The sequence below is a fragment of the Chloroflexota bacterium genome (assembly GCA_014360825.1).
GTDB lineage: Bacteria > Chloroflexota > Anaerolineae > UBA2200 > JACIWT01 > JACIWT01.
This window is the reverse complement of the sequence record JACIWT010000008.1, coordinates 1-21,528: the sequence shown is the minus strand read 5'-3', so window position 1 is coordinate 21,528 and position 21,528 is coordinate 1. Positions and strand designations below refer to the sequence as shown.

Genomic DNA, 21,528 nt, shown 5'->3' with positions numbered 1-21,528 from the left:
CCCGCCCGCAGTATAATTTGGGACAGGCGAGGAAAGTCGATGCGCAAAGATATGATCCCGGCACTGGAAAGGCTCAAGAAGATACTTGCTGCCGATCCACGGATCCTGGCTGCCTTTCTCTACGGCTCACAGGTCGAAGGCTGTGCCATGCCTCATAGCGACGTGGATGTGGCGGTACTATTCACTGCGGAGGCGGCCCCAACGATCACTGGACGCGATGTGGCGCGCCTGGAAGCGAAATTGATTGAGGCGACCGGTCTGCCGGTGGAAGTGGTTCACCTGAATCGGGCCAGCCTTTTGCTGCAGCATCGCGCCATCAGCGGCATCAGCCTTTTCGAGCGTGATCCGATCGCCGTGTCTGATTTCATCGAAGGCGTATTGAAAGCCAGGCGGGCCACCGCTTACCGCCGCAATCGCCGGCTGCAGGAGTTTTTCGGGACGGCGTCACGTGATTGACCGAGAGATCATCGAACGAAAATTAGGGGTCATTGAGGACAATCTTGCCCTTCTAACGCGCCTTAGTAGTCTGGAGGACGCCGAGTTTGACAGCGACTTTCGTAATCTGTACACAGCCGTGCACTTGCTGCAAATGTGCGTTGAGGCTATGCTGGACTGCGTGGATCACGTCATTTCTCGCCTGCGACTAGGCACGCCCAGCGATGGACGCGAGGCATTGTTGGTGATGGCCAGCCAAGGTCTGATGCCGGCGAGTCATGTGGAAACCTATCTGGCCATGAATGCTTTCCGCAATCGGGTTGTGCACTTATACAATGATGTCAGCCCCGAGGAAGTGAAGCACATCTTGCGCATGGAATTGGACGACTTCCGGATGTTTATCGCTGATATGCGCACAGTTGTTGCTCTACATAATGAGTCTTGATCTTGGCTGGCATCTTACGGGAAGATCTTCGCCGGGTTCAGGATCTGATGGGGGTCGAAGGCGGCCCGGATGCGGCGCATCACCTCGATCTGAGCCTCGTCCAGCGCCAAGGGGAGATACCGACGGCGGGTGGCGCCGACCCCATGCTCGCCCGTGATCATTCCCCCCAATGACAGGGTGAGCCGGTATATCTCCTCGGCGACGGCTGGCACCACCACCTCCCATTGCTCATCAGCGAGGTCGTCTTTGAGGACGTTGACGTGCACGTTGCCGTCGCCGGCGTGGCCGAAGTTAATGATGCGTACCCCGTGCTTCCTGGAGATGTCCTTGATCCCCTTCAGCAAAGGCGGTATCTCGGACCGTGGCACCACCACGTCCTCCATGTGATTGATGGGGCTCTCATGCTTGAGGGCCTCGATGATCATGCGCCGGGCGTGCCACAGCCGATCGCGGGTGAGCCGATCCCTGGCCACCATCACGTCGCGCGCCCCGTGTTCCAGGCACAAGTCGCCTACCTCCTCGAAATCCGCATCCACCGCCTCCCGGCGGTTGCCGTCGAGTTGGATGAGCAAATGAGCCTCCGCGTCGTCGTATGGCACTTCCTGCTGCAGGAGGCGCTCTACGGCCAGAATGCTGTCTCGCTCCATAAACTCGATGGTGGTGGGCACGATACGATGGGCGATGATGGCGGAGACGGTGTTGGCCGCCGCCTGGAAATCGTCATACGGCACCAGTAGGTCCACCTGCACTTTGGGCAAGGGGATCAGGCGCAGGATGATTTTGGTTACCACTGCCAGGGTACCCTCTGAGCCGATCAAGAGTTGCACCAGGTCATAGCCGGTAACGTTCTTGACCAGTTTCCCGCCGCAAGTGATGATATCGCCCGAGGGCAGCACTGCCTCCAGACCGCACACGTAGTGCCTGGTCACGCCGTACTTGACTGCTCTCGGACCGCCGGCGCACTCGGCGATGTTCCCCCCGATGGTGCACGAATCGAGGCTGGCTGGGTCTGGCGGGTAGAACAGTCCCTCTGCCTCCACCGCGCGGTGGATGTCGCCGGTGATGACCCCCGGTTCGACGGTGACCATCAGGTTTTCCTTGTCGATCTCCAGGATGCGGTTCATCTTCTCCAGCGACAGGACGATCCCGCCACACATCGGCACCGCCCCGCCGCTCAGCCCCCACCCCGCTCCCCTCGGGGTAACCGGCACCCGCTCTTGCTGGGCCAGCCGGAAGATATCGGAGATCTGCTGGGCGCTGGTGACCCTGACCACCACCTCTGGATCGGCGCGCAAACCCACCACCTGGTCGTGGGTGTAGGGCTCCATGTCCTCGGCGCGCACCAGGACATTGCTCTCGCCCACGATCTGGCGCAGCGCCTCGACAATGCCAGCGTCGACTTTCTTATACATTTGCGATGCCTCCCCTGCTCAGGCTGGCAAAATCCCCCCTTCGACCAAGGTGGCGCGCAACGCGGCTTGTTGAGCCTCGTCGAGCGGTCCAAGGGGCGAGCGCGGTGGCCCACCGTAGTAGCCCAGCCAATCCAGGGCTAATTTCAGGCCTGGGACGCCAAAGCGGGCAGTTGCGGCAGTGTTGGCAGGGATCATCTTCAACTGCAACTGTCGTGCTTCATCGTGCCGTCCCTCTCGAGCGCACTGGTACAGGCGATAGCACTGTTCCGCAGCGATGTTGGCGAGGGCCGCAACCCCGCCCACCGCGCCCAGAATCAGAGCCGGGTAGAGAAAACAGGCTGAGCCGGCCAAGACACTGAAGTGTGGGGGAGCAGCCCGGATAATGTCCCCTAACTTGACCACGTTCCCCCCGCTGTCCTTAATGCCGATGATGTTGGGATGCTGTGCCAGTTTCAACACGGTTTCCGCCGAGAGGTCAACGCCCGTGCGGGACGGCATATTGTACAGGAGGATGGGCAACGGGGAGTGCTCGGCCAACTGCAGGAAGTGCCGCTGCATCGCCGCAGGGTCCGCCTTGGTGTAATAACTCGGGGTGATGACCATGGCCGCATCGGCCCCGATCGCCGCGGCGCGCTCCGTCAGTTCCAAAGTGCACCGGGTGGACTCACAGCCTGTGCCGGCGATGAACAGTCTATCTTTGGGGATAGCCTGGCGGGCAGTTTTCAGCACCTCTACCTTTTCCTCATCGCTCAGGTAGACGTATTCACCGTTGCTGCCCAGGACCACGAGCCCCGCGAGGGGTGTTTCCATCCATTTGGCGATGTTCTCGGCCAATTTGTCGTGTGCGACGGCCCCGTCGTTGTCGAAAGGGGTGGGGATGGGAGCGTATACTCCCGATAGCGATAACCCTTTCATCCTCGATACACCTGTTCCGCAGCGGTCAGGGCAGCTCCAGACCGCACCGGATATCCCTCCGCCTGCAGCACCGCCTCCAGCGCGGCGAGGAATAGGAGGACCGATTTCCTGGTGGAGTTGTAGCCCATCAGGCCGATGCGCCAGATCTGCCCCTTCAGTTTGCCCAATCCCCCGCCGATCTCGATGCCGTAATCCTGGAGTAGCCTGCCCCTCACCTTGGCGTCCTGGATGCCCTCCGGGACGCGCACGACGTTCAGCGAGGGCAGCCAGTGGCCCGCCTGGGCGAAAGGCTCCAGTCCCATGGCCTGCAGCCCAGCCATCAGGGCGCGATGATTCAGTTCGTGGCGCTGCCAGCGAGCCTCCAACCCCTCCTCTTGGACCACGCGCAGGGCCTCTCGGAAGGCGTAGCACATATTGGTGGGCGGGGTGTGGTGATACACCCGTTCCTCACCCCAGTAGCGCCGGATGAGGGACAGGTCGAGGTAGAAACTCGGCACCTTGGTGCGCCGCCCGTCCAGGACCGCCTGCGCCCGTGCCGAGAAGGTGATGGGCGCCAGCCCAGGCGGACAACTCAAGCACTTCTGGCTGCCACTGTACACCACATCCAGACCCCACTCGTCCACCTTGAGCGGGCAGCCGCCCAAGGATGTCACCGCGTCCACCAGCAGAAGGGCTCCATATTTGTGAGCCAGGCGGCTGATATCTCCCAGGGGCTGGAGAACGCCGGTGGAAGTCTCGGCGTGCACGACGGCCACCACCTTGACCTTGGACTGCTTCAGGACGGATTCGACCTGCTGGGGGTCAATGATGCGGCCCCACTCCGCCTCGATGCGGATCAGTTTCCCCTGGCAGCGCTCGACGATGTCGCACATTCGGTCGCTGAAGAAGCCGCTGACGCACACGGCCACGGTGTCGCCGGGCTCGATGACGTTGCAGAGCGCCGCCTCCATACCTGCAGTGCCGGTGCCGGAGATGGGGAGGGTGAGGGGATTACTGGTCTGGAAGGTGTATTGGAGCAACTGCTTGGTTTCGTCCATGATTTGGAAGAAGTCGGGGTCGAAATAGCCGATCGGCGCTGTAGTCATGGCCCGCAGGACGCGGGGGTCGGCGTTACTGGGGCCGGGGCCCAGGAGGAGCCGGGCTGGCGGATTGAGATCACGGTACGTCACAGACATTGTGTTTCCCTCCATGTGTGCAGTTTTTCTCCCAGGCGGTTCCCAGCGTCTGGCGGCAAGTTCGGGGCTGGCCATCGTCGCCGGGACCTTTTGCTCACCGCCATTTTATCACATTTTGCGGCTTTTGTGAAGGGTGGAACGTCCGTCTACGCCCAGCCTCCTCGCCTCCAATGAATTGCCCGCCTGCGACCGCTGCATGCACCTGAATTAGCCGTCGAATAAATTGCCCGGGTGCGACGATTGCATGCGCCTGCGCCCGCCGTCGAATGAAATCGCCCGGGTGGGGCGATTGCATGCGCCTGCCCCTGCCGTCGAATGGAATTCGACGGCTACAGGCAGGAAGTCCCTGCGGGACTGTTTTGGCGGTTGGGGAGGTTTCCATTTCGAGCCGGGTGGCGTGGGGTTTGGGGTGGGCGAAAACACGTTGACAAACGGGGAGCCTGGCCTTATAATGTGATTGTAAACCAATTGAAAATCCGTGTAAAGGCAAAATCCATAATACGTAACTCTGTGGCGCATTGTGCAGATTCTGTACCTGCCATTTGGTACAGCTATAGATAGCCAGCCTTGATACATCCAGATAGTTTGGCGTTGTCGGAGTTGTTTTCAATGTCAATATTCGAAGAAGGCGGCCCATTAGGAGGCCGCCGTGTTGGACCTAACAGATATGAATTCAGAGTGAAAATTCCTCTTGATGCGGACGGGATGGTCGGGCGTGAATGCCCTGACCAAACGTGCTCACCTGGATACTTCAAAGTGAAACCAGGAACTGGCATCACTCAGGGTCAATCTATTGCATATTGTCCCTATTGTCGACATGGAGACTCCCCGAGCGAATTCTTGACGAAGGCTCAGCAGAAATATGTCTTGCAATTGGTAGGAAATGAGGCCATTAAAGGTATCAATCGCACTATTCGGGAGGCGCTTGACCTCGGACCCGCTGGAAAGAAAAAGATAGATGGTGGTCTCCTCTCGCTTGAAATCTCCTATAGGGAAGCCAGACTGAGTCCGGTTTCTCGTCCAGTTGAGGAAGAGTTACGACGGGACCTTACTTGTCCCCATTGCGGGCTTGAACACGCAGTGTTTGGTCTTGCGACTTGGTGCCCAGATTGTGGAACTGATATCTTCATAAGCCACGTTAGTGAGGAGCTCGCTGTTGTCCGAAAGACTCTCGCCACCGTCGATGCGCGTCGGCTCGAACTTGGTGCCCGAGTTGCCGCCCGAGATATTGAGAACGCCCTTGAGGATGTTGTATCAATCTTTGAAGCCGTTCTAAAAGCGATAACAAGACGGCACTTGCTTAGGAGCGGCATGGCACCTGAAGAGGTCGACCGTGTAGTGGAGCGCAACATTCGTAATTCGTATCAGAACATTGCTGCAGCGGCGGAAACTTTCAGAAATCACGTAGGTTTAGAACTCTTTGAGGGTATCAGTGAGAGGGATTTGAATGACCTTGGACTTGCATTTGAGAAGCGGCATCCTATTACTCACAATTTGGGAGTTATTGATCGCAAATATCTCGAGAGAGTTCGGTCTGGAGAGATGGAAGGACGCGAGATCCGGCTAAGCGCTGCGGAAGTTCTTCGGGCCGTTGACATATCTTTTGAAATCATCCGGCGGGCTTACGAGCGGGTGTTTATATCTGGCAATAGTTTACTTACTAACTCGACTGGCTAAAATCTCATTCTAGTCGACACCACATTCTGCGGCACCACCAAACCCGGCGCCCCATCCCACACCAGCCCAAAAAGGAGCATCTCGATGGTGAAAGACGAAGACTTGATCACCTACTGCGGTTTCTATGGCGGGAACTGTGCGCGATGGTGCGGTTACACGAAATTCAGAGACCTGGTTGCCCTTCTCGCTGAATGGGTGGATGCGCAGGGATACCAGCACTGGATGCCACAGGAACTACACGAATTCGATTACCGAGAATTCCGCAAGGGGCTGGACTTCTTCAGCAAGCCCGATACCTGGCTTGTTTGTCACAGGTGTTGCAAGGGTGGGGATGGAAATCCCGACTGCGAGATCCGGAAATGTTGCAGGGAACGCGGGCTCGAGATCTGTTTCGATTGCGATGAATTTCCCTGTGAGAGGGTCGGAGAAGACCCGGGGATGATGGAGCGCTCCCGACAGTACAGGGCCCTGGGCAAGACGGAATGGCTGCGACAGCAAGTCGAGAAGGCGAATCGTGGCTTTGAGGGACACACGAGGAAGTACTATCAGATGAGAGCCACCGAAGATCCGCCGCAGACTTAGATATCGCTAACCTGGCCTCCAGCCGTCGGCGCGGCTCAAGCCCAGGCCGTTCGCCAGCCTATGTGTGGACGAGTGACGCAATGCCTACGTGCGAGTTTGTGGATACTTTCCCTGCCTTCTTGACCTATTGGACTGGGGCCCAGGCTAAATCCCTGGATGACCAGATAGAAGGTTGGGCAACGGAGTATATGTCACTGTGGCCGGAACTCCTGGCTCAGCAAATCGAAGATTATTCTTCGCAAAACATAGACTGGCGACAGATTGCCCGCGAGAGGGTGTTCCCCTATCTGGCGGAGCGACTTCCCGCTATGCAACGGGCTCATCAGAATCTACTACGATCTTGCGAGCACATCTATTCCAAAGCGCAACAGGTGCTTCACTTCGACAGCGAGGCGGTTTTCGTCCTCTACGTGGGCATTGGTTGCGGGGCGGGATGGGCGACGACGTTTCGTGGTTCGCCGGCGATTCTGTTTGGGTTAGAGAACATCGCCGAGTGCGGCTGGAGTGAGCCTGAAGCCATCACGGGTTTGGTTGCCCATGAGATCGGACATCTGGTGCATCGTCATTGGCGAGCACAACAGGGGAAACGCATCGGCTCTGGACCCTGGTGGCAACTCTACGAAGAGGGTTTCGCACAATATTGCGAGTGTCTGATACTGGGTTCGGATGCCTGGCATCAAATGAGTCGTGGCAACGGTGATTGGCTCGACTGGTGTCAGGGACACAGGGACTGGCTGGCCGCCGAGTTCGTGAGAACGGTAGATGCGGGGGAACCCATCTCCCCGTTTTTCGGTTCGTGGTTTGAGATCTGCGGCAGGAGCGAGACAGGTTACTTCTTGGGATACGAAGTGATCCAGGAACTACGGGGAAGATTCAGTCTGAAAGAGATCGCCTTGCTGGAGGATGTCGAGGTCCATTTGCGCCCGGTTCTGGAGCGGATGAGAGGGTACAATGGCTAACGCGCACTTTCGGCCCGCGCGCTCCGCGCTACCAGCCTGCGGCTCAGCCGCGGTTCCTTGAATGGATCCACATGCAACAATCCCGGGAGAATTCAACATGTTGAACTTCGATGACTTTGAAGTCCTGACCTTTGATTGCTACGGCACGTTGATTGATTGGGAGACCGGCATCTGTGAGACTCTACAGCCTATCTTCGCCAGGCATGACGTCCGCCTCACGCTCGACAAAGCGCTCGAACTCTACGCCGAATTGGAGTCCGAGGCCGAGCGAGGGGAGTATCGCGAGTACAAGACCGTGCTGAGGATGGTGCTGGAAGGATTTGGCTCCAGGCTGGGGTTCACACCATCGCAGGCGGAATTGCAGCGTTTTGCGGAGTCGGTGAAAGACTGGCCGGCTTTTCCGGATTCCGCTCCCGCTTTGCAGGCGCTGAAGAAGAAGTACAAACTGGCCATCATCTCCAATATTGATGACGACCTTTTCGCCTTCTCCGCCCAGCGACTGCAAACGCAGTTTGACTGGGTGATCACCGCCCAGCAAGCCAGATCCTACAAGCCTTCTTTGAACAATTTCCACCTCGCTTTTGAAAGGATCGGGTTGCCCAAGGGCAAAATCCTACACGTTGCCCAAAGCCTCTACCACGATATAGCCCCAGCCAAAGCACTTGGGTTGGCTACTGTATGGGTAAACCGGCGCCACAACAAACCAGGCTTTGGGGCGACTCCTCCCGCGCAAGCCCGACCGGACTTGGAGGTTCCGGATCTGCAATCCTTGGCCGCTATGATGGGGTTAATGTAGTCGGAGGGGCTCACCCAGCCGCTTGAGGGGGTGAGGGAGTGCTACTTTTCGATGATTGGCTGAAAACCCCGGACTTCCACGCCGCCGTGAATGATTTGGCCCGCGCCTTCAGGGACACGCATCACTTGCCCCCAATCCACCAATTGGGCCTGGTGGTCCCAGATGTCGAGCGAGCAGCCGGGGCTCTGGAAGGGCAGGGCATCGGGCCCTTCTTCATCGCGGGTGGTGCGCCGGTGCTCTGGCTCGAGCGCGGAGAAGAGCGGAGGGTTCGCGGCAGGATGGGTTTGGCCTACTATCAGGGCATCGAACTGGAACTGTTGGAGCCGCTGGCAGGCTCCGATTTCTACAACCAGGGCCTGGATCCCCAGGGGAGGGTTGTCCTGCATCACATCGGGGTGTTGGTTCGAGATGTGGACGCATGGGCGGAGGGGCTTGCTGCCGCCGGGGTGCCGGTGTGGGTCCGGGGTATGTTGGCGATGGGGCCGGTGAATGTGGACTTCGCCTATATGGACACGGTCGGGGCGCTGGGCTACGTCTTCGAGTTCATTTGCTGGCGGATCGGCGGCTGGAGATTTCGCCCGCCGCCCCGTCTGCTGTGGGGAGCGGGCTGGTTGGAGAAGTGGTCCGGACACAGGAGCATTTCCGTCTGAACGGAGCAGGACGTTCACCCAGAAAAGGAGGATATCCGCAGTGAAAATTGACCTCAGGAAAGAATTGAAGCATCTGTACGCACCGTCGGCGAAGGTGGTGGAACTGGTGGATGTGCCGAATTTGCACTTCGTCATGATAGACGGCGCCATCCGGCCCGGTGAGACCCCAGAGACATCCCAGGGGTTTCAGGATGCGATAGGCGCTTTGTACGGGGTGTCGTATACGTTGAAGTTCATGTCCAAACTTCGAAAAACCAACCCCATTGATTACACCGTGATGGCGCTGGAGGGGCTTTGGTGGACGGATTCGGGGGAGTTCGATTGGAGCAAGCAGCAGGAATGGAAGTGGACCATGATGATCCTGCAGCCCGATCACATCACCGCGGAGATGTTCCACGAAGCCCTGCAACAACTCAAGAAGAAGAGAGACACCCCGGCATTATCTCGCCTCCGTTTCGAAGACTTTCGCGAGGGCCTCTGTGTGCAGACCATGCACCTGGGGCCATATTCGGAGGAACCGCAGACCATCGAGCGAATGATGGCGTTTGCTCGGGAGAACGGTCTCCGCTTTTGTGGCAAGCACCACGAGATTTACCTGGGGGACCCGCGCCGAGCCAAGCCGGAGAAGTTGCGCACGGTCCTGAGGCATCCGGTGGAGAGAGTCGGCTAAGGGCTGTGTGGAATGGTGGTGCGAGGATTGGGGGACTGAGTGCGACGGGCTACGACGTCTTGCCTTGCAATACGTGGATGTTGGCAAATCGCCATGCTTTGATGTATAATCGGGTTACTTTACGGGGGTATCAAGATGAAAGGGAAAGCACAAGCAAGGCTGCTAGGGCGCTATATTGTCGCTGATCCGGAGATCTGTCACGGTCAGCCAACCTTTCGCGGCACACGCATATTCGTTTCCGACGTGCTCGAGATGGTCGCCGAAGGAATGGCTTGGGAGACGATCATCGAACAATGGCACAATAGCATCACCAAAGAGGCGATCGCTGAGGCTGTAAAGTTGTCAAGCGAGGCATTTCTTAAGCACGCAGATGAATTTGCTCTGGAGCCAATCTCCTAATGAATGTCCTGGATGAAAATGTCCTCGAGGACCAGCGGAGTCTGCTGCAGGCGTGGGGAATTTCAGCCCGTCAAATCGGTTTGGATGTGGGGCGAAAGGGGATGAAGGATGAAGAAATCATCCCCTTTTTGCATGAACTCCGCGATGTTACTTTCTTCACCCGTGACTTGGGCTTCTACAACCGCAAACTATGCCATCCTCGGTACTGTTTGGTTTGTCTGGCTGTGGGGAAAGACGAAGTTGCCATTTTTGTGCGCCGTATTCTGCGTCATCCAGAATTGGACACAGAAGCAAAGCGAATGGGTGCGGTGGTTCGCGTCTCTCACGCAGGGCTCTCGATTTGGCGACGGAACGCTGCGAAAGAGATCCACATCCACTGGTGAAAAATCGATGCACAGACCGCACGGAGGCAATAGCAGACAATGCTGCGGAAAGAGGTGAAGCATGAAAATCCTGGGCATTGCCGGGTCAAACCGGAAGGACGGCAACTCCTACTTGCTCCTCAGGGAGATATTCCAGGGGTTACCTGAGGTCGAGACGGTAATCCTGCAAGTAGCCGAGTTGAACATCCGGCCCTGCGAACTCTGTTTCGACCTCTGTGCGCAGAAGCCCTACGAATGTGTCATAGAAGACGATACTCGCGGGTAAACCTTGCGCCCTCATCTGCGTTTCCGCCAGCGGCAGTAGTTTCAACGCCTTCCAAACCCTTCATCACTTGCAGGAATTCGCGCTCATGTTGCATATGCAACCCATCACAGTAGCCTCCTGGCCCTTCATCGGTCTTTCGGCCAGGAGCGGCGAGATAGAGAGGGGTGCGATCCTGAACGAAACGCGGACGATAGAGCAGGCCAAGGAATTGCTGGGCTTGTTGGTGAAAGAGATCAGAGTAGTCTAACAAAGATGCGCAACCGTCTCCTAATATTCGTGTTTTGAAAATAGCCCTCAAGGGCAAGAGTTCCTTCCGAAGTTCACAAACGCAGCCGTTGAATTCACTCGGCGGCGAGAACGGGAGGCGTTCCTATGTGGCGCAGTTTTCGACCCAATAGTCAAACGTTGGCTGGGGGCAACACCGCAGTGCCCATCGCCCTGGTGGGTGGCAACCTGCTCTGCAATGTCATCGCCAACTCCTGCTTCAAATTCTCCGCCACCAGCCAGACTTGGCGGGGCTTCCTGGCCTGGCAAATCGTCGGCAACCTGGCCGGGTTCATCACCGTGCTCACGTTGACCGGACTCTTGCGTTTCGTCCCCCTGCACGTGGCCTACCCGGTCACCACTGGACTGGCAGTGATCGGCGTGCAGGTGGTGGCAGCGCGATGGCTCTTCGACGAACCGATCTCGTCTGCCCATTGGCTGGGCACCTTATTTGTGGTGGCAGGCATCACCCTGATCGGCGGGCGGTAAGGGATGCGCACCCTGATCCGCCGCTTCGACGGCCTGCTCCGCGCAGCCTACGGGGTCTTCGAGTACTGCGAGGATGAGGATTGCCTGTTGCGCCTGCGCCTCACGGTCGCGCCGCACCCGCTGGCACTATCGCAGGAGGTCGTGGAAGCCGGCGAGCCGGTGTTGGAACTCCACCTCTGGAACGAGCATATCCCAGCGCTGCCATCGGCCGGCCCTGACCTGATCTGGGCCACCCGGGTGCGGCGGATGCTGATTCACTCGCTGCGCAGTTTGGCCCGGCAGATGGAGCACGACCCGCGACTGGCCGGGGCGCGCGCCCTCGGTGGGGTGACGGTCTTACTTTCCCCAGACCGCCCCTCTGGGATGCGTCTGATGGAACGGCTGGGGTTCACTGTCGTGCCTTTTCACAGCCCTTTGGGACGTTTTGGCGAATTCTGGGAGAATTTCTACGCCTGGTGCCTGATGTGGACATTTAACGCCGTCAGCCTGCGACGCCGGCAACTGATCCGCCTGCGCCGGGCGGAGATATGGATGTCCGCCGATGAGTTCCTGCGCCGCTACGGCGGAGATAGCCAGCGGGAGGGGGATTAAGCCTCGGCTCTCTCCTCGGCGACTTGCGCCTTCGGCGTCCCCGTCCCGCCATAGCGCACCTGCACGATCTCCGCCAGGATAGCCAGGGCGATCTCGGCTGGCGAGCGACCGCCCAGGTCCAGCCCGATGGGGGCATGGACGCGCGCCAGCCGCTCCTCCGGCACGCCCTCAGCGCGCAGGTGATCGAAGATCACGCCCACCTTGCGCCGGCTGCCGATCATACCCACGTAAGCGGCTGAAGTGCCAAGCACCTGGCGCAGCGCTTGCTCGTCGGTGATGTGGCTCTCGGTGATGACCACCACATAAGTCCAGGGGGTGATGGTGGCCGGATCGAATTGGGGGGTGGTGGCGCGATCGGGGCGCACGTCCACCACCTGGACGTGGAAGCCCAGGATGCGCGCCATTTCGGCCAATGGGCGGCCGATGTGTCCGCCGCCGACGATGAGCAGGACGGGCGCTGGCTGATACACCTCGACGAACACGGTGGCCTCGCCACCGCACAGCATCCCCACGGCATCGGCGCCTTTCTCGCGCAGGGTGTAATGGACCAGGCGGGATTTGCCTTCGCTCAGGGCAGCCATCGCTTCCGTCCGTATTCGCTGCTCCAGCGCCCCGCCGCCGATGTTTCCCATCACGCTTCCATCGGGGCGCACCAACAGTTTGAAGCCCACCTGGGCGGGCGAAGCGCCTTTTATCTCCACCACGGTGGCCAGGGCCACTGGTTCGTTGGCCTCAAGACACTGCGATAACGCCTGAATGATGCCTTTTGTTTCCATCCCTGTCCGTCCTTTTGCCAAACTGTCTTGCCTGTGGTTCCCTCGCCGGCTGTGCCAATGGAGTTCATCTGCTCACGGCGCGGATTGCTTCATCCAGGACGGGTCCCAAGGCTCGTCTAACAGGGTTACTTTCGCCTCTCGCACTCCGGGCACGACCGCCGCCGCATGGCGCACCTGTTCCACGAGCATATTGGCCAAGGGGCAGAAGGGGGTGGTCAGCACCATCTTAATCTCCACTTTTCCCTTATCACCCAGCACGATCTCGCGGATCATGCCCAGATCCACCACGCTCATCCCGATCTCCGGGTCTGTTACTGAACGCAAAGCGTCCAGAATGGTCTCTTGTGTTAGCATTTTCCCTCCACTTTATGTATCCTCGCCCTGGCCACCGTCCGGTTACGGTGGACATCCGCATCGTATTCCTCGACCCAACGCCGATAGGTCTCCCACTCGTAATCATCGTCTAACGTTTCCAAAGCCGTCGTCGTGGCCCGCTCCAAAAGCGGATCCAACCATTCGGGCTCCATCTCTGCCTGGCGCAAGCGTTCGGCCAGTTCTCGCCCCAACGCCTCGCCCAGAGGGCCCATCCTTTGCTGGTCGTCCAGCGTCAGGACCGGCAAGTTCAACGCGTAGCGATCTCCCTCCAGGCGGATCAGTCCGTGGTGCTCCATTACGTGCAGGTGATTGGTCAGTGCCTCCGGCGAAATATTCAGCGCGAGGCCACTGCGGTCGGTTAGATAAGGGCTCAGGTGGACCTGCAGCCGCTCCCTCAACTCATCCAGGGTCAGTGGCCCCTGGATGAGAGCCTGGACAATGAGCCGCCGATTGCGGTTGACCAAAAGCCAACTGACCCGATCTTCGTCCCAAGGCTCCCAATTGGTATGCTCATACCAGGGTTGGGGGATCCGGAACCTGGGCACGCCTTTGTATTGGTATCTTATCTCCATGAGCGTCTTCCTTCACAGCATCCCTTTCACAATCATATCCACGGCTTCCTGTTCGGTCAAACCGCGGGCCATAAGGGTATCCAATTCCTTCTGGCTCACCCGCCCCACCGCTGCCTCGTGGGTCACCCGGGCCTGATCATCGGTTACCCGCACGATGGGGATCGCCCGGGCCGTAGAGTGCGCGCCCTGCACGATCTCCTTGCAGTCCACATGCCCTTTTGCCCCGGGAGCGTTCGCCTCGGTGATGCCCACCATCAACACATCGCCGCCGCCCGTGGCCGCTGCCCGCAGGCGGATCACCCCGCTGGCGTCCCGCCCCTCCAGGAAGATGCCATCGCGGATGCGCACCCGGTCTTTCTCGCTGCGGCCATAGGCTTTGGCCACCGCCTCCACTTTTGCCCTTTCGTGGGCATAGACGTCGAGGTAGATGACCAATTCGCCCACTGTGCCGTGAGTGAGGGAGAAGACGGTCTCGAAACGGCTGCCTGGACCAACGTCCACCTCAAAAGCGGGGTACACGTGAGCGCCACTGTAGGGGCCGTGGTAGTGTCGCTCCTCGTAGAAAAACAGGGCATCGCGCCCGATCATCACCTGGGCCTCCATGCGGTGGGTCAGATTGCGGGCCTGGGGGAAACTGCAGTGGGCCAGGATCAATGCCTCTGCCTCGTCCTCGATGATGAAGCGCGGCACAATCTCCTGCACTCCCTCTTCGGGGAGGACGCCGAAGCAGAGGTGAATGGGGCGCTTGATCTTCGTCCCTTTGGTGACGATGACGTCGGCCATGACGCCGTTCGGCAGTTCTCGTCCGGTCAGGATGAGTCCCGGCACCTCTTGGACCGCGGTGATCTGGTTGAAGTTGAGGAAGAATTTTGGCGTGTCGGGCTGGAGCATCGTGTCCACATCGAAGCCCACCTCTCGCGCGCTCTCTAAGATGGCATAGGGCAGTACTTGCTGCGACATCGCTCCCTCCTTCCTGCCGCCAGGCAATAGACTTGCATCACTTCGGAGAAGTCGCCGGTCTTCAGCACCCGCCCCTGCCACAGCAAGGTGGCTGCGTCGGCGATGTCCCCTGTCTCCTCGCGGTGGGTGATGAGCAGGATGGCCGCGCCGGTGTCGCGGCGAATCCGAGACAGCATCTCGTGCAACTCATCGTAGACGATGATGTCCAGTCCAGAATCGGGCTCGTCGAGGATCATCAGTCGTGGTCGCATAGCCACCACTGCCGCCAGTTCGACCCGCTTGCGCTCACCACCGCTCAGGGAAGCATCGGCTTTGCGCGTGGCATACAGATCGGGATCCAGGCCGACGAGGGTCAGGGCCTCCCGCACGCGCTGGCCATCTCCATCGCGGATGCCGGCGCAGACGTAATCCCCGATGGTGATGCCCTCGAAGCGAACCGGCTCCTGCCAGGCCAAAGTGATGCCCAAGCGGGCTCGTTCGGTAACCGAGAGCGCGGTGATGTCCTGGTCCCGGAAGTAAATGCGCCCCTGCTGGGGGCGGTAGCCCGCCAGTCCCATGATGGCATAGGCGATGGAAGACTTACCGGAGCCATTAGGGCCCACCAGGGCGTGGATCTCCCGCTCCCGCACGGTGAAACTAACGTCGTGGACGATGGCTTCGCCAGAATTGGCGGGGATAATCGTTACGTTCTCCAATCTCAGCATTTTTCATCTATTCCCAAGAGTTGTGCTAACCGCCGGCCACCCTCGATGTATTCTGGTTCGCTCAAACGCCGGCATTCCGAAAGGTGGCGGCCACCCAATAGCAGTTCGAAAGCGAAGGCCATGCAGGTAGCCTCACCACAATCCCTGCAGTTAAGCCGTGGCAACAAAAGATAAACATCGAGTGGCCCCAGCAACTTTCGCGGTTCGTAGCAGGGCTTGATCTGCGCCCGTCGCTGCCAGGTCTCGTTGCACAGTTCCTGAAACCAGGTGAGTTGAGCGACCGCATCCTCGACCCCGTCCACTTTGGCCATCACTGCCACGTGCGGGTAAAAGGTGAGGATGCGCCATTGCCGCTTGATGGTGACACTATTGGCCCCAGGATTATACATCAGATTGGGGATGGTGGCGTTCAGATAAGGGAAGACAGCAGCAACGTTGTCAGAGAACTCGGCAATGACCCGGTTCTTGGTCGGGTCGGCGATGCAATCCAGTATATGGGTGATGGCGAAACTGTGCAATAACAAATCGTTTCCGGTCATTGTTGCCTCTTCAGCCGTTCCCTCTTTCAGAACAGCCGCTGCCCATCCGCTTTTTGGATGCCCGCCCCGGGCACCTCGATGAGCACCTTTCAGCCGCCGGCCAGTGCTTCGTTGGCCGGCTTCTTGAGATGCTCCTCCAGGAAGCGCAAGGCCTCCTTCTCGTCTCGGTCCAGCAGGATGCGACACAAACTCTGCAGTTCCTCTTCGGTCAGTGGCACCACCAACGCTTTCTTCATCGTTCGCGTTCTCCGTTCTGCGCAGCCGGCGCGCAGGATGTCAGATGCGCCGCTCTCCACCCTCGCCGCACTGCGAAACCCCTCGCCCGATCAGGAGAGGGAAATCCAAATGGGCCCTATCTCCCCTCCAGGGAGATGAAATCAGGGGTTCATCAAGCGTCGCCTTCGACGAAAGTCATGCCCTCAATCTGCGCCACTGCGGCGATGATCGCCTTTCGCAGGCGCATCTCGACGGGTGACCGCGCGGCCGCCTCGCGCAGGGGCAGGTGCGCGGTCAGGGCCTCCAGCAGGGCGTAGAGGGGGACCGTGCCCCGATCGGCTTTGGGTTGCTGGGGTTCCAGTTCCAACACCAGTTGGCGGACTCTTTCTGGCGTGACCGAAGCCACCAGTTCTTCCAGTTCCTGTTCGTTCATTGCTGCGCTATCCTTTCCCATCACCAGAGGCGGTCGGAGAGATCGCCGCCGATTTCATTTATGTCCCTCCACGTAAATGTTCGCTACGCATTCCGCCACGGATTCGCCTTTTAGACCCTCGTTGATAGACTCTACGCAACAGGAAGGCTCTTCGACGATGATTCTCACATCTTTCAACCCGGATGCCTCGACGATTTTTCGGTACTCGTCCACCAATATTGCCCCGCCAACACAACGGACGTACGCCTCCGGACTCTCTCGAACCTCCCTGGGGAGTTCGCGGCGCAGAGCAACATCCGAAATCGCTATCCTCCCATTTGGCTTCAGCACCCTGTAGATCTCGCGAAAGACTTTGGGCTTATCGGGCGAGAGGTTAATCACGCAGTTGCTGATCACTACATCCACCGAGTTATCTGCAACCGGCAGGTTTTCGATCTCGCCGAGCCGAAACTCGACATTGCCGAACCCATGCTTTCTGGCCGTATCCCTTGCCCGCTCAAGCATCTGGGGCGTCATATCCACCCCGATGACCTTGCCGGTTGGGCCCACTCTGGCGGCAGCCAGGAAACAATCGAACCCGGCACCCGAGCCAAGGTCCAGGACCACCTCGCCCTCTTTCAGGCTGGCCAGGGCGGTGGGGTTTCCACAACTGAGGGCCAGGTTCGCCTCTTCGGGTATCACCGTCAGTTCCTCTTCGGAATAGCCAATGGCCATCGCGAATTCTCTCGGACTGGGTCCACAACAACTGCAGCCACAACCTCCTTGCCCTTGGGCGATCTTGCCGTAGGCTTCCCTCACGATTCTTTGCGTTTTCGATGTCTCCATTGGTATTACCTCGTAGTTGGAATTCAGGATATTTTTGACATAAATTACGTCTGGTGCTCTCTTCTCCCAGGGTTCCGCGCCGGCTCACGGCCGACTTGCTATACCGTTCACATTCCGTGAAAGCCGACGATCACCTCCTCGCCCATCAGGATGGTGGGCACGTTGCGCTGCCCACCGTTGAGGGCCAGCATGCGTTGCAATGCGGCGGCATCCTTTTGCACGTTGTGCTCCACGTAGGGCGTGCCGTCGTGCTCGAGTTTGCGCTTCAGCGCCCGACTATAAGGACACCCGGGCTTGGTGAAGATTTCCACTGTGACGTTCGTTTGCTCGGCCATAGACGGTTCCTTTCTTCGCTACAGAGAGATTCCATCCTCCGTCTAATCTCGTTCGAGGTGGATTGCGCTGGGCACAAGGCGTTCGGTGATCGGCTGGGCGGATGCCGGCCCGCATGATGGCAGGCGAGGTTGGATGCGCGATGGTGCGAGGAACTCCGTGATGCGGGCGCAGCATTCGGTCAGCGCCGCCTTCTTGACGGAGTAATACACCCAGCGGGCATCGGTGGGCTCGCGCTGGGCTTCCACCAGCCCGGCATCCCGCAGCACCCGGAGGTGATGCGAGACCAGGTTCATGGGCAGTCCCAGGCGCTTGCCGATCTCGCAATTGCACTGCACGCCTTGCATCAGCAAGTCGAAGATCGCCAAACGATTGGGTTCGCTGAGCACGCGGAACAGGCCAGCCAGTTTTCTCCTATCCGCTACGCTTGGATCCATCACAGCGCTCCTTTTCGCATCCCCATCAGTCCATCCCACAGGTTACAAACGGCGGTAATAATTCAACGCGGGTTGAATTATACTACTTTGTCGCAGATTGTCAAATCGCTCTCTGTCTACGTCGCCCCGGACGGCGATAACGCCAACCCCGGCACCCGCGACCGACCCTGGGCCACCCCCGGCTATGGCTCGCGGCAACTGGCCCCTGGTGACACGCTGGTCATCCTGGGCGGCCGCTACGTCCTGCGCGAGTACGACGCCGACATCATCACCCCGCCTTCCGGCACCGCCCAGGCCGCTTTTCCTGCGCCCGGCCTGGGGCACCGACGGGGATTACCACCTGCGGGAGGGCAGCCCGGCCATAGACGCTGGTCTGCCACCTGCAGCGCCGCCCGATGACCTCGACGGTCGCCCTCGTGATGCCAGGCCTGATATCGGGGCGGACGAGTGGTGGAAGGTGGTGGCGTGGGTTCACTTGCCGATCGTGCTGGTTGACTAATGCCGTAAAGTGTGGCATACTTCTCCTGGAGATCGCCGCCGAAAAAATGCCCGTTCACCTCTGGATCTCCTGTTGTGGGGAGTAAAGAAAACAGACTGCCTCCCTCACCGTATACTTGACATAAACGTATTGGAAATCGGTTCAGTTGCTCTACCTAACAAAGGAGGTCCAAAAGTGAAGGCGTATTGCTTAAAGTGCAAGAAGACGCAGGAAATGGAGAAGCCAGAACGCGTCGTTCTGAAGAACGGTCGGCCGGCGATCAAGGGCACGTGCCCGGTCTGCGGAACCAAACTGTTCAGGATGACGAAGGCCTCATAGACGCCGGTAGGCGGGATCAAACGGCTCTTTGCCTGCTCTTCCAGGGCCAGTGGGGGCGTGCACTCAGGGTCTGGCGCGAGATGGAGGTGAACGATGCTGCTCCCGCTGCAAGTGGGCATCCTCTATGGCCCGGTGAACTCCCGGAGATTGGGCAAATCCCTGGGCATCAACCTGATGCCTGGGGATTACAAACTGTGCTCCTTTAACTGCGTCTATTGCCACTACGGCTGGACGAAGAAACACACCCTAGACGTCCGGCCGTGCCTGTCGGATCTACCGTCCTTGGACGATGTGGTAAGAGCGGTAGTGCAGGCAGCGCGGTCGGCGCTGGACTTCGATTACCTCACCTTTTCGGGGAACGGCGAACCCACCCTGCACCCACAATTCGCGGAATTGGTGGATGCGGTGGTGAAGATCCGGGATGAGTACAGGCCCGAGGTCAAAATCGCCCTGCTGTCCAATTCCACCGGCCTGGTGTATGATTCGGTGCGCGAAAGTCTCCCCAAGATAGACGTCCCCGTATTCAAGTTGGACGTGGGGACGGAGGAGAAATTCCGCCTGATCAACCGGCCAGCCAGGGGAGTCCGCTTCACGAGCATCCTCGAGTTGCTTTCCTCCTTGTCGGGCATCTACATTCAGACGGTGTTGATCGAGGGGACGCCTTCCAATGCCACGGCCGAAGACCTGCAAGCCTACTTTCAGCAGATCGCCCGCATCCGGCCCCGAGAGGTGCACATTTATTCCACCGACCGGCCCGTCCCCGATGCCCGCATCGCGTTGGTCTCCCCGCAGAGGCTCGAGGAGATCGCCCGGTGGGGGGAGAAGGAGACGGGGGTGAGGGTGAGGGCGTTTTACAGGGGCGTGAGGGGGGAGGGGTGATGCGTGAGGGGTGATGCGTGAGGGGGTCAACGGGCCAAAAGACGCATTGTTCAGCGGCAGTTGTACTGCCGCGCACTTCCACTTCAGCGGCGATTGCCCAAGGCGACCCGCAGTGCAACTGCGGCGGAACGTAAGGAGAATAGGTTGGGGGTCAATGAGGGAGTGCGCGGGTCACAGAGCCGCGAGATCCCCCGCAGATTCCCGAATTTGCGGGAGGGCTTTGAGCGACGCCAGCGGATGAATCCGCTGGCTACAGTTATCAAGTCCCGCAGGGACTTCCTATACGTAGCCGTCGCACACGGGCGATTTCATTCGACGGCGGGGCTGCTCGTAAGTGGTCGCTGGCTCGCATCTCCGCATTGTTCAGCGGCAGTTGTACTGCCGCGCACTTCCACTTCAGCGGCGATTGCCCCAGGCGACCCGCAGTGCAACTGCGGCGGAACGTAAGGAGAATAGGTTGGGGGTCAATGAGGGAATGCGCGGGTCACAGAGCCGCGAGATCCCCCCACAGGTTCCCGACCCTGCGGGAGGTTTTTGAACCCATCGCCGCTAATCCAGCCCGAGGTTGTACTTGAGCGCAGCGTCCACCTCTGCCATTTTCTCCGCACTCAAGCGGCCGATGGGTCGGATTTCGTTTTCGCCCCTGGGTGGCCGCAAGAGTGAGCCCGGCCCATCTTTCTGGATAGTGGCTATTTGAGCGCAATTGACGGCGCTGCGGTCGGGCAGGCCGCTTTCTGCGGGGTCCACGATGACGACGAAGGGGTAGGGCCGTGGGGGAAGTGTACTTGTGATGGCTACGACGACGGTGGTGGGGCTATAGCGATTGCCGACATCCTGCTGTACCACGAGGGCAGGGCGCAGCCCGCCCTGCTCGCTGCCCTTTACAGGATCAAATTGCACCCAATAGATTTCGCCGCGCTTTACGAACATGAGCCCATCGCCTCTGAAGATGCAGGCAGGCTGGCAGCGGCAAACTCCTCGGCCTCCTGCGCATAGAAGCGGTAGCCCTCGGCGGCCAATGTGTCGCGTTCGCGGGCAGCCATCTCGGCCAACAGGTCGGCGAGCACCTGGCTCCGACTGATGCCCATTTGCGCTGCTTTCCGGTCAGCGTATTCCAACAGATGGCGGGGCAACGAGATGGTAACCTTGCGAATGTTGGTGCGGCTTTCGGTCATAGACCTCGTCTTCTCACTTGGATGATCTTTGTGTCATTCCAAATTGTACATCCAATTGGGATTACCGTCAAATCATGCCATCGGGTGAATACAGGATTATCACGCATCACGTATCACGTATCACGCATCACGTCTCTTGCTGGTGCTGTGCCAGCACATGGTATCCACTCCAAGGGCCTAGTTCAACGGCGACTTTGTCGAGCATAAAAGGTACGACCAACCTGATGTTCTCATCGATCTCTGGCAATTGCTCCTTGAGGTGGGCAAAAGGTGTTTGGTAGCCCAGGGAGGAGTGTTCTCGTACGTTGTTGTAGTAGTAGAGATAGCCCAGGGCTTCGTCGAGCAAATCCCGCTCGCTGTGAATAGCAAGCGCTCTGGGG

At 59.1% G+C, this 21,528-nt stretch carries 33 protein-coding genes; 16 read left to right on the top strand and 17 right to left on the bottom strand.

Annotated elements, in window-relative coordinates; genetic code table 11:
• Positions 1–39 precede the first annotated feature (39 nt).
• Entirely contained in the window at positions 40–456 is a 417-nt protein-coding gene (locus H5T64_06715) for a nucleotidyltransferase domain-containing protein (GenBank protein ID MBC7264037.1), read from the top strand.
• Positions 449–880, top strand: coding sequence for a DUF86 domain-containing protein (locus H5T64_06710; GenBank protein ID MBC7264036.1), 432 nt, complete (start codon positions 449–451; stop codon positions 878–880). Before H5T64_06715 ends, H5T64_06710 begins: the two co-directional genes overlap by 8 nt.
• Positions 881–894: 14 nt before the next feature.
• On the opposite strand, the gene H5T64_06705 is transcribed toward H5T64_06710, so the two are convergent.
• From H5T64_06705 to H5T64_06695, 3 genes are read right to left on the bottom strand one after another with little or no spacing between them, the layout of a single operon-like run.
• A complete protein-coding gene (locus H5T64_06705; GenBank protein MBC7264035.1) occupies positions 895–2,292 on the bottom strand; it encodes an FAD-binding protein in 1,398 nt (465 codons plus the stop codon).
• A gap of 18 nt (positions 2,293–2,310) precedes the next feature.
• Positions 2,311–3,207 carry a dihydrodipicolinate synthase family protein gene (locus H5T64_06700; GenBank protein ID MBC7264034.1) on the bottom strand — a complete coding sequence of 299 codons (897 nt, stop codon included), beginning with the start codon at positions 3,205–3,207 and terminating at the stop codon, positions 2,311–2,313.
• Positions 3,204–4,382 carry an alanine--glyoxylate aminotransferase family protein gene (locus tag H5T64_06695; protein MBC7264033.1) on the bottom strand — a complete coding sequence of 393 codons (1,179 nt, stop codon included), beginning with the start codon at positions 4,380–4,382 and terminating at the stop codon, positions 3,204–3,206. The genes H5T64_06700 and H5T64_06695 overlap by 4 nt, the downstream gene beginning before the upstream one ends.
• A 609-nt stretch (positions 4,383–4,991) precedes the next feature.
• Here H5T64_06695 and H5T64_06690 point away from each other — a divergent pair.
• The 11 genes from H5T64_06690 (at position 4,992) to H5T64_06640 (ending at position 12,107) form a co-directional block, all read left to right on the top strand.
• Positions 4,992–6,059, top strand: coding sequence for a hypothetical protein (locus H5T64_06690; GenBank protein ID MBC7264032.1), 1,068 nt, complete (start codon positions 4,992–4,994; stop codon positions 6,057–6,059).
• A gap of 84 nt (positions 6,060–6,143) precedes the next feature.
• Entirely contained in the window at positions 6,144–6,641 is a 498-nt protein-coding gene (locus H5T64_06685; GenBank protein ID MBC7264031.1) for a DUF3795 domain-containing protein, read from the top strand.
• Positions 6,642–6,721: 80 nt separating this feature from the next.
• Positions 6,722–7,600 carry a hypothetical protein gene (locus H5T64_06680; GenBank protein ID MBC7264030.1) on the top strand — a complete coding sequence of 293 codons (879 nt, stop codon included), beginning with the start codon at positions 6,722–6,724 and terminating at the stop codon, positions 7,598–7,600.
• A 97-nt stretch (positions 7,601–7,697) separates the two neighbouring features.
• Complete coding sequence (locus H5T64_06675) at positions 7,698–8,396, top strand: haloacid dehalogenase type II (GenBank protein MBC7264029.1); 699 nt, start codon at positions 7,698–7,700, stop codon at positions 8,394–8,396.
• A 489-nt stretch (positions 8,397–8,885) separates the two neighbouring features.
• Entirely contained in the window at positions 8,886–9,716 is an 831-nt protein-coding gene (locus tag H5T64_06670; GenBank protein MBC7264028.1) for a GyrI-like domain-containing protein, read from the top strand.
• A gap of 135 nt (positions 9,717–9,851) precedes the next feature.
• A complete protein-coding gene (locus H5T64_06665; protein MBC7264027.1) occupies positions 9,852–10,115 on the top strand; it encodes a DUF433 domain-containing protein in 264 nt (87 codons plus the stop codon).
• Complete coding sequence (locus H5T64_06660; protein MBC7264026.1) at positions 10,115–10,498, top strand: hypothetical protein; 384 nt, start codon at positions 10,115–10,117, stop codon at positions 10,496–10,498. Before H5T64_06665 ends, H5T64_06660 begins: the two co-directional genes overlap by 1 nt.
• Positions 10,499–10,559: 61 nt before the next feature.
• On the top strand, positions 10,560–10,763 hold the full coding sequence (locus H5T64_06655; protein ID MBC7264025.1) for a flavodoxin family protein: 204 nt from the start codon (positions 10,560–10,562) through the stop codon (positions 10,761–10,763).
• 85 nt (positions 10,764–10,848) lie between these two features.
• A complete protein-coding gene (locus tag H5T64_06650; GenBank protein ID MBC7264024.1) occupies positions 10,849–11,010 on the top strand; it encodes a hypothetical protein in 162 nt (53 codons plus the stop codon).
• A gap of 125 nt (positions 11,011–11,135) precedes the next feature.
• Positions 11,136–11,516: a hypothetical protein gene (locus tag H5T64_06645; GenBank protein MBC7264023.1), complete on the top strand. Its 381-nt coding sequence runs from the start codon at positions 11,136–11,138 to the stop codon at positions 11,514–11,516.
• A gap of 3 nt (positions 11,517–11,519) precedes the next feature.
• Positions 11,520–12,107: a hypothetical protein gene (locus H5T64_06640; GenBank protein ID MBC7264022.1), complete on the top strand. Its 588-nt coding sequence runs from the start codon at positions 11,520–11,522 to the stop codon at positions 12,105–12,107.
• Here H5T64_06640 and H5T64_06635 read toward each other — a convergent pair.
• The 11 genes from H5T64_06635 to H5T64_06585 all read right to left on the bottom strand — a co-directional run bounded on the left by H5T64_06635 (position 12,104) and on the right by H5T64_06585 (position 18,277).
• Positions 12,104–12,883: an XdhC family protein gene (locus tag H5T64_06635; protein MBC7264021.1), complete on the bottom strand. Its 780-nt coding sequence runs from the start codon at positions 12,881–12,883 to the stop codon at positions 12,104–12,106. The two genes, H5T64_06640 and H5T64_06635, sit on opposite strands and share 4 nt — an antisense overlap.
• Before the next feature lie 72 nt (positions 12,884–12,955).
• Positions 12,956–13,237 (bottom strand): metal-sulfur cluster assembly factor, encoded by a 282-nt coding sequence (locus H5T64_06630; protein MBC7264020.1) that lies wholly within the window; start codon positions 13,235–13,237, stop codon positions 12,956–12,958.
• On the bottom strand, positions 13,231–13,830 hold the full coding sequence (locus H5T64_06625; protein MBC7264019.1) for a winged helix-turn-helix transcriptional regulator: 600 nt from the start codon (positions 13,828–13,830) through the stop codon (positions 13,231–13,233). The genes H5T64_06630 and H5T64_06625 overlap by 7 nt, the downstream gene beginning before the upstream one ends.
• Positions 13,831–13,842: 12 nt before the next feature.
• Positions 13,843–14,790 (bottom strand): SufD family Fe-S cluster assembly protein, encoded by a 948-nt coding sequence (locus H5T64_06620; GenBank protein MBC7264018.1) that lies wholly within the window; start codon positions 14,788–14,790, stop codon positions 13,843–13,845.
• Positions 14,757–15,494, bottom strand: coding sequence for an ATP-binding cassette domain-containing protein (locus H5T64_06615; GenBank protein MBC7264017.1), 738 nt, complete (start codon positions 15,492–15,494; stop codon positions 14,757–14,759). The genes H5T64_06620 and H5T64_06615 overlap by 34 nt, the downstream gene beginning before the upstream one ends.
• Positions 15,488–16,033, bottom strand: coding sequence for a hypothetical protein (locus H5T64_06610; GenBank protein ID MBC7264016.1), 546 nt, complete (start codon positions 16,031–16,033; stop codon positions 15,488–15,490). The genes H5T64_06615 and H5T64_06610 overlap by 7 nt, the downstream gene beginning before the upstream one ends.
• Positions 16,034–16,122: 89 nt before the next feature.
• Positions 16,123–16,269, bottom strand: a complete 147-nt coding sequence (locus H5T64_06605; GenBank protein ID MBC7264015.1) for a hypothetical protein — start codon at positions 16,267–16,269, stop codon at positions 16,123–16,125.
• 152 nt (positions 16,270–16,421) lie between these two features.
• Complete coding sequence (locus H5T64_06600; GenBank protein ID MBC7264014.1) at positions 16,422–16,682, bottom strand: hypothetical protein; 261 nt, start codon at positions 16,680–16,682, stop codon at positions 16,422–16,424.
• Between the two features lie 54 nt (positions 16,683–16,736).
• Positions 16,737–17,507, bottom strand: a complete 771-nt coding sequence (gene arsM, locus H5T64_06595; GenBank protein ID MBC7264013.1) for an arsenite methyltransferase — start codon at positions 17,505–17,507, stop codon at positions 16,737–16,739.
• A gap of 107 nt (positions 17,508–17,614) precedes the next feature.
• Entirely contained in the window at positions 17,615–17,842 is a 228-nt protein-coding gene (locus tag H5T64_06590) for a glutaredoxin (GenBank protein ID MBC7264012.1), read from the bottom strand.
• A 42-nt stretch (positions 17,843–17,884) separates the two neighbouring features.
• Positions 17,885–18,277: a winged helix-turn-helix transcriptional regulator gene (locus tag H5T64_06585; protein ID MBC7264011.1), complete on the bottom strand. Its 393-nt coding sequence runs from the start codon at positions 18,275–18,277 to the stop codon at positions 17,885–17,887.
• A gap of 87 nt (positions 18,278–18,364) precedes the next feature.
• Between H5T64_06585 and H5T64_06580 the strand changes: the two genes are divergently transcribed.
• From H5T64_06580 to H5T64_06570, 3 genes are all read left to right on the top strand, one after another.
• Positions 18,365–18,676, top strand: coding sequence for a hypothetical protein (locus H5T64_06580; protein MBC7264010.1), 312 nt, complete (start codon positions 18,365–18,367; stop codon positions 18,674–18,676).
• A gap of 511 nt (positions 18,677–19,187) precedes the next feature.
• The gene (locus tag H5T64_06575; protein MBC7264009.1) at positions 19,188–19,973 is read left to right on the top strand and encodes a radical SAM protein; all 786 of its coding nucleotides are present in this window, start codon (positions 19,188–19,190) and stop codon (positions 19,971–19,973) included.
• Positions 19,974–20,117: 144 nt separating this feature from the next.
• Positions 20,118–20,420: a hypothetical protein gene (locus tag H5T64_06570; GenBank protein ID MBC7264008.1), complete on the top strand. Its 303-nt coding sequence runs from the start codon at positions 20,118–20,120 to the stop codon at positions 20,418–20,420.
• 102 nt (positions 20,421–20,522) lie between these two features.
• Here H5T64_06570 and H5T64_06565 read toward each other — a convergent pair whose 3' ends face one another.
• From H5T64_06565 to H5T64_06555, 3 genes are all read right to left on the bottom strand, one after another.
• Positions 20,523–20,903 carry a type II toxin-antitoxin system PemK/MazF family toxin gene (locus H5T64_06565; protein ID MBC7264007.1) on the bottom strand — a complete coding sequence of 127 codons (381 nt, stop codon included), beginning with the start codon at positions 20,901–20,903 and terminating at the stop codon, positions 20,523–20,525.
• Positions 20,894–21,148, bottom strand: coding sequence for a hypothetical protein (locus H5T64_06560; protein MBC7264006.1), 255 nt, complete (start codon positions 21,146–21,148; stop codon positions 20,894–20,896). The genes H5T64_06565 and H5T64_06560 overlap by 10 nt, the downstream gene beginning before the upstream one ends.
• A gap of 127 nt (positions 21,149–21,275) precedes the next feature.
• On the bottom strand, positions 21,276–21,528 hold a 253-nt coding region (locus H5T64_06555; protein ID MBC7264005.1), incomplete at its 5' end, for a hypothetical protein.

What these genes read in the sequence shown, in the direction of transcription:
- H5T64_06590 (MBC7264012.1), bottom strand. Translation starts at nt 17,842, where the DNA reads ATGGCCGAGCAAACGAACGTCACAGTGGAAATCTTCACCAAGCCCGGG.
- H5T64_06625 (MBC7264019.1), bottom strand. Translation starts at nt 13,830, where the DNA reads ATGGAGATAAGATACCAATACAAAGGCGTGCCCAGGTTCCGGATCCCC.
- H5T64_06670 (MBC7264028.1), top strand. Translation starts at nt 8,886, where the DNA reads ATGTGGACTTCGCCTATATGGACACGGTCGGGGCGCTGGGCTACGTCT.
- H5T64_06565 (MBC7264007.1), bottom strand. Translation starts at nt 20,903, where the DNA reads ATGTTCGTAAAGCGCGGCGAAATCTATTGGGTGCAATTTGATCCTGTA.
- H5T64_06675 (MBC7264029.1), top strand. Translation starts at nt 7,698, where the DNA reads ATGTTGAACTTCGATGACTTTGAAGTCCTGACCTTTGATTGCTACGGC.
- H5T64_06685 (MBC7264031.1), top strand. Translation starts at nt 6,144, where the DNA reads ATGGTGAAAGACGAAGACTTGATCACCTACTGCGGTTTCTATGGCGGG.
- H5T64_06615 (MBC7264017.1), bottom strand. Translation starts at nt 15,494, where the DNA reads ATGCTGAGATTGGAGAACGTAACGATTATCCCCGCCAATTCTGGCGAA.
- H5T64_06700 (MBC7264034.1), bottom strand. Translation starts at nt 3,207, where the DNA reads ATGAAAGGGTTATCGCTATCGGGAGTATACGCTCCCATCCCCACCCCT.
- H5T64_06715 (MBC7264037.1), top strand. Translation starts at nt 40, where the DNA reads ATGCGCAAAGATATGATCCCGGCACTGGAAAGGCTCAAGAAGATACTT.
- H5T64_06660 (MBC7264026.1), top strand. Translation starts at nt 10,115, where the DNA reads ATGAATGTCCTGGATGAAAATGTCCTCGAGGACCAGCGGAGTCTGCTG.
- H5T64_06575 (MBC7264009.1), top strand. Translation starts at nt 19,188, where the DNA reads ATGCTGCTCCCGCTGCAAGTGGGCATCCTCTATGGCCCGGTGAACTCC.
- H5T64_06650 (MBC7264024.1), top strand. Translation starts at nt 10,849, where the DNA reads ATGTTGCATATGCAACCCATCACAGTAGCCTCCTGGCCCTTCATCGGT.
- H5T64_06600 (MBC7264014.1), bottom strand. Translation starts at nt 16,682, where the DNA reads ATGAACGAACAGGAACTGGAAGAACTGGTGGCTTCGGTCACGCCAGAA.
- H5T64_06605 (MBC7264015.1), bottom strand. Translation starts at nt 16,269, where the DNA reads ATGAAGAAAGCGTTGGTGGTGCCACTGACCGAAGAGGAACTGCAGAGT.
- H5T64_06585 (MBC7264011.1), bottom strand. Translation starts at nt 18,277, where the DNA reads ATGGATCCAAGCGTAGCGGATAGGAGAAAACTGGCTGGCCTGTTCCGC.
- H5T64_06680 (MBC7264030.1), top strand. Translation starts at nt 6,722, where the DNA reads ATGCCTACGTGCGAGTTTGTGGATACTTTCCCTGCCTTCTTGACCTAT.
- H5T64_06635 (MBC7264021.1), bottom strand. Translation starts at nt 12,883, where the DNA reads ATGGAAACAAAAGGCATCATTCAGGCGTTATCGCAGTGTCTTGAGGCC.
- H5T64_06630 (MBC7264020.1), bottom strand. Translation starts at nt 13,237, where the DNA reads ATGCTAACACAAGAGACCATTCTGGACGCTTTGCGTTCAGTAACAGAC.
- H5T64_06695 (MBC7264033.1), bottom strand. Translation starts at nt 4,382, where the DNA reads ATGTCTGTGACGTACCGTGATCTCAATCCGCCAGCCCGGCTCCTCCTG.
- H5T64_06655 (MBC7264025.1), top strand. Translation starts at nt 10,560, where the DNA reads ATGAAAATCCTGGGCATTGCCGGGTCAAACCGGAAGGACGGCAACTCC.
- H5T64_06690 (MBC7264032.1), top strand. Translation starts at nt 4,992, where the DNA reads ATGTCAATATTCGAAGAAGGCGGCCCATTAGGAGGCCGCCGTGTTGGA.
- H5T64_06665 (MBC7264027.1), top strand. Translation starts at nt 9,852, where the DNA reads ATGAAAGGGAAAGCACAAGCAAGGCTGCTAGGGCGCTATATTGTCGCT.
- H5T64_06610 (MBC7264016.1), bottom strand. Translation starts at nt 16,033, where the DNA reads ATGACCGGAAACGATTTGTTATTGCACAGTTTCGCCATCACCCATATA.
- arsM (MBC7264013.1), bottom strand. Translation starts at nt 17,507, where the DNA reads ATGGAGACATCGAAAACGCAAAGAATCGTGAGGGAAGCCTACGGCAAG.
- H5T64_06645 (MBC7264023.1), top strand. Translation starts at nt 11,136, where the DNA reads ATGTGGCGCAGTTTTCGACCCAATAGTCAAACGTTGGCTGGGGGCAAC.
- H5T64_06640 (MBC7264022.1), top strand. Translation starts at nt 11,520, where the DNA reads ATGCGCACCCTGATCCGCCGCTTCGACGGCCTGCTCCGCGCAGCCTAC.
- H5T64_06620 (MBC7264018.1), bottom strand. Translation starts at nt 14,790, where the DNA reads ATGTCGCAGCAAGTACTGCCCTATGCCATCTTAGAGAGCGCGCGAGAG.
- H5T64_06705 (MBC7264035.1), bottom strand. Translation starts at nt 2,292, where the DNA reads ATGTATAAGAAAGTCGACGCTGGCATTGTCGAGGCGCTGCGCCAGATC.
- H5T64_06560 (MBC7264006.1), bottom strand. Translation starts at nt 21,148, where the DNA reads ATGACCGAAAGCCGCACCAACATTCGCAAGGTTACCATCTCGTTGCCC.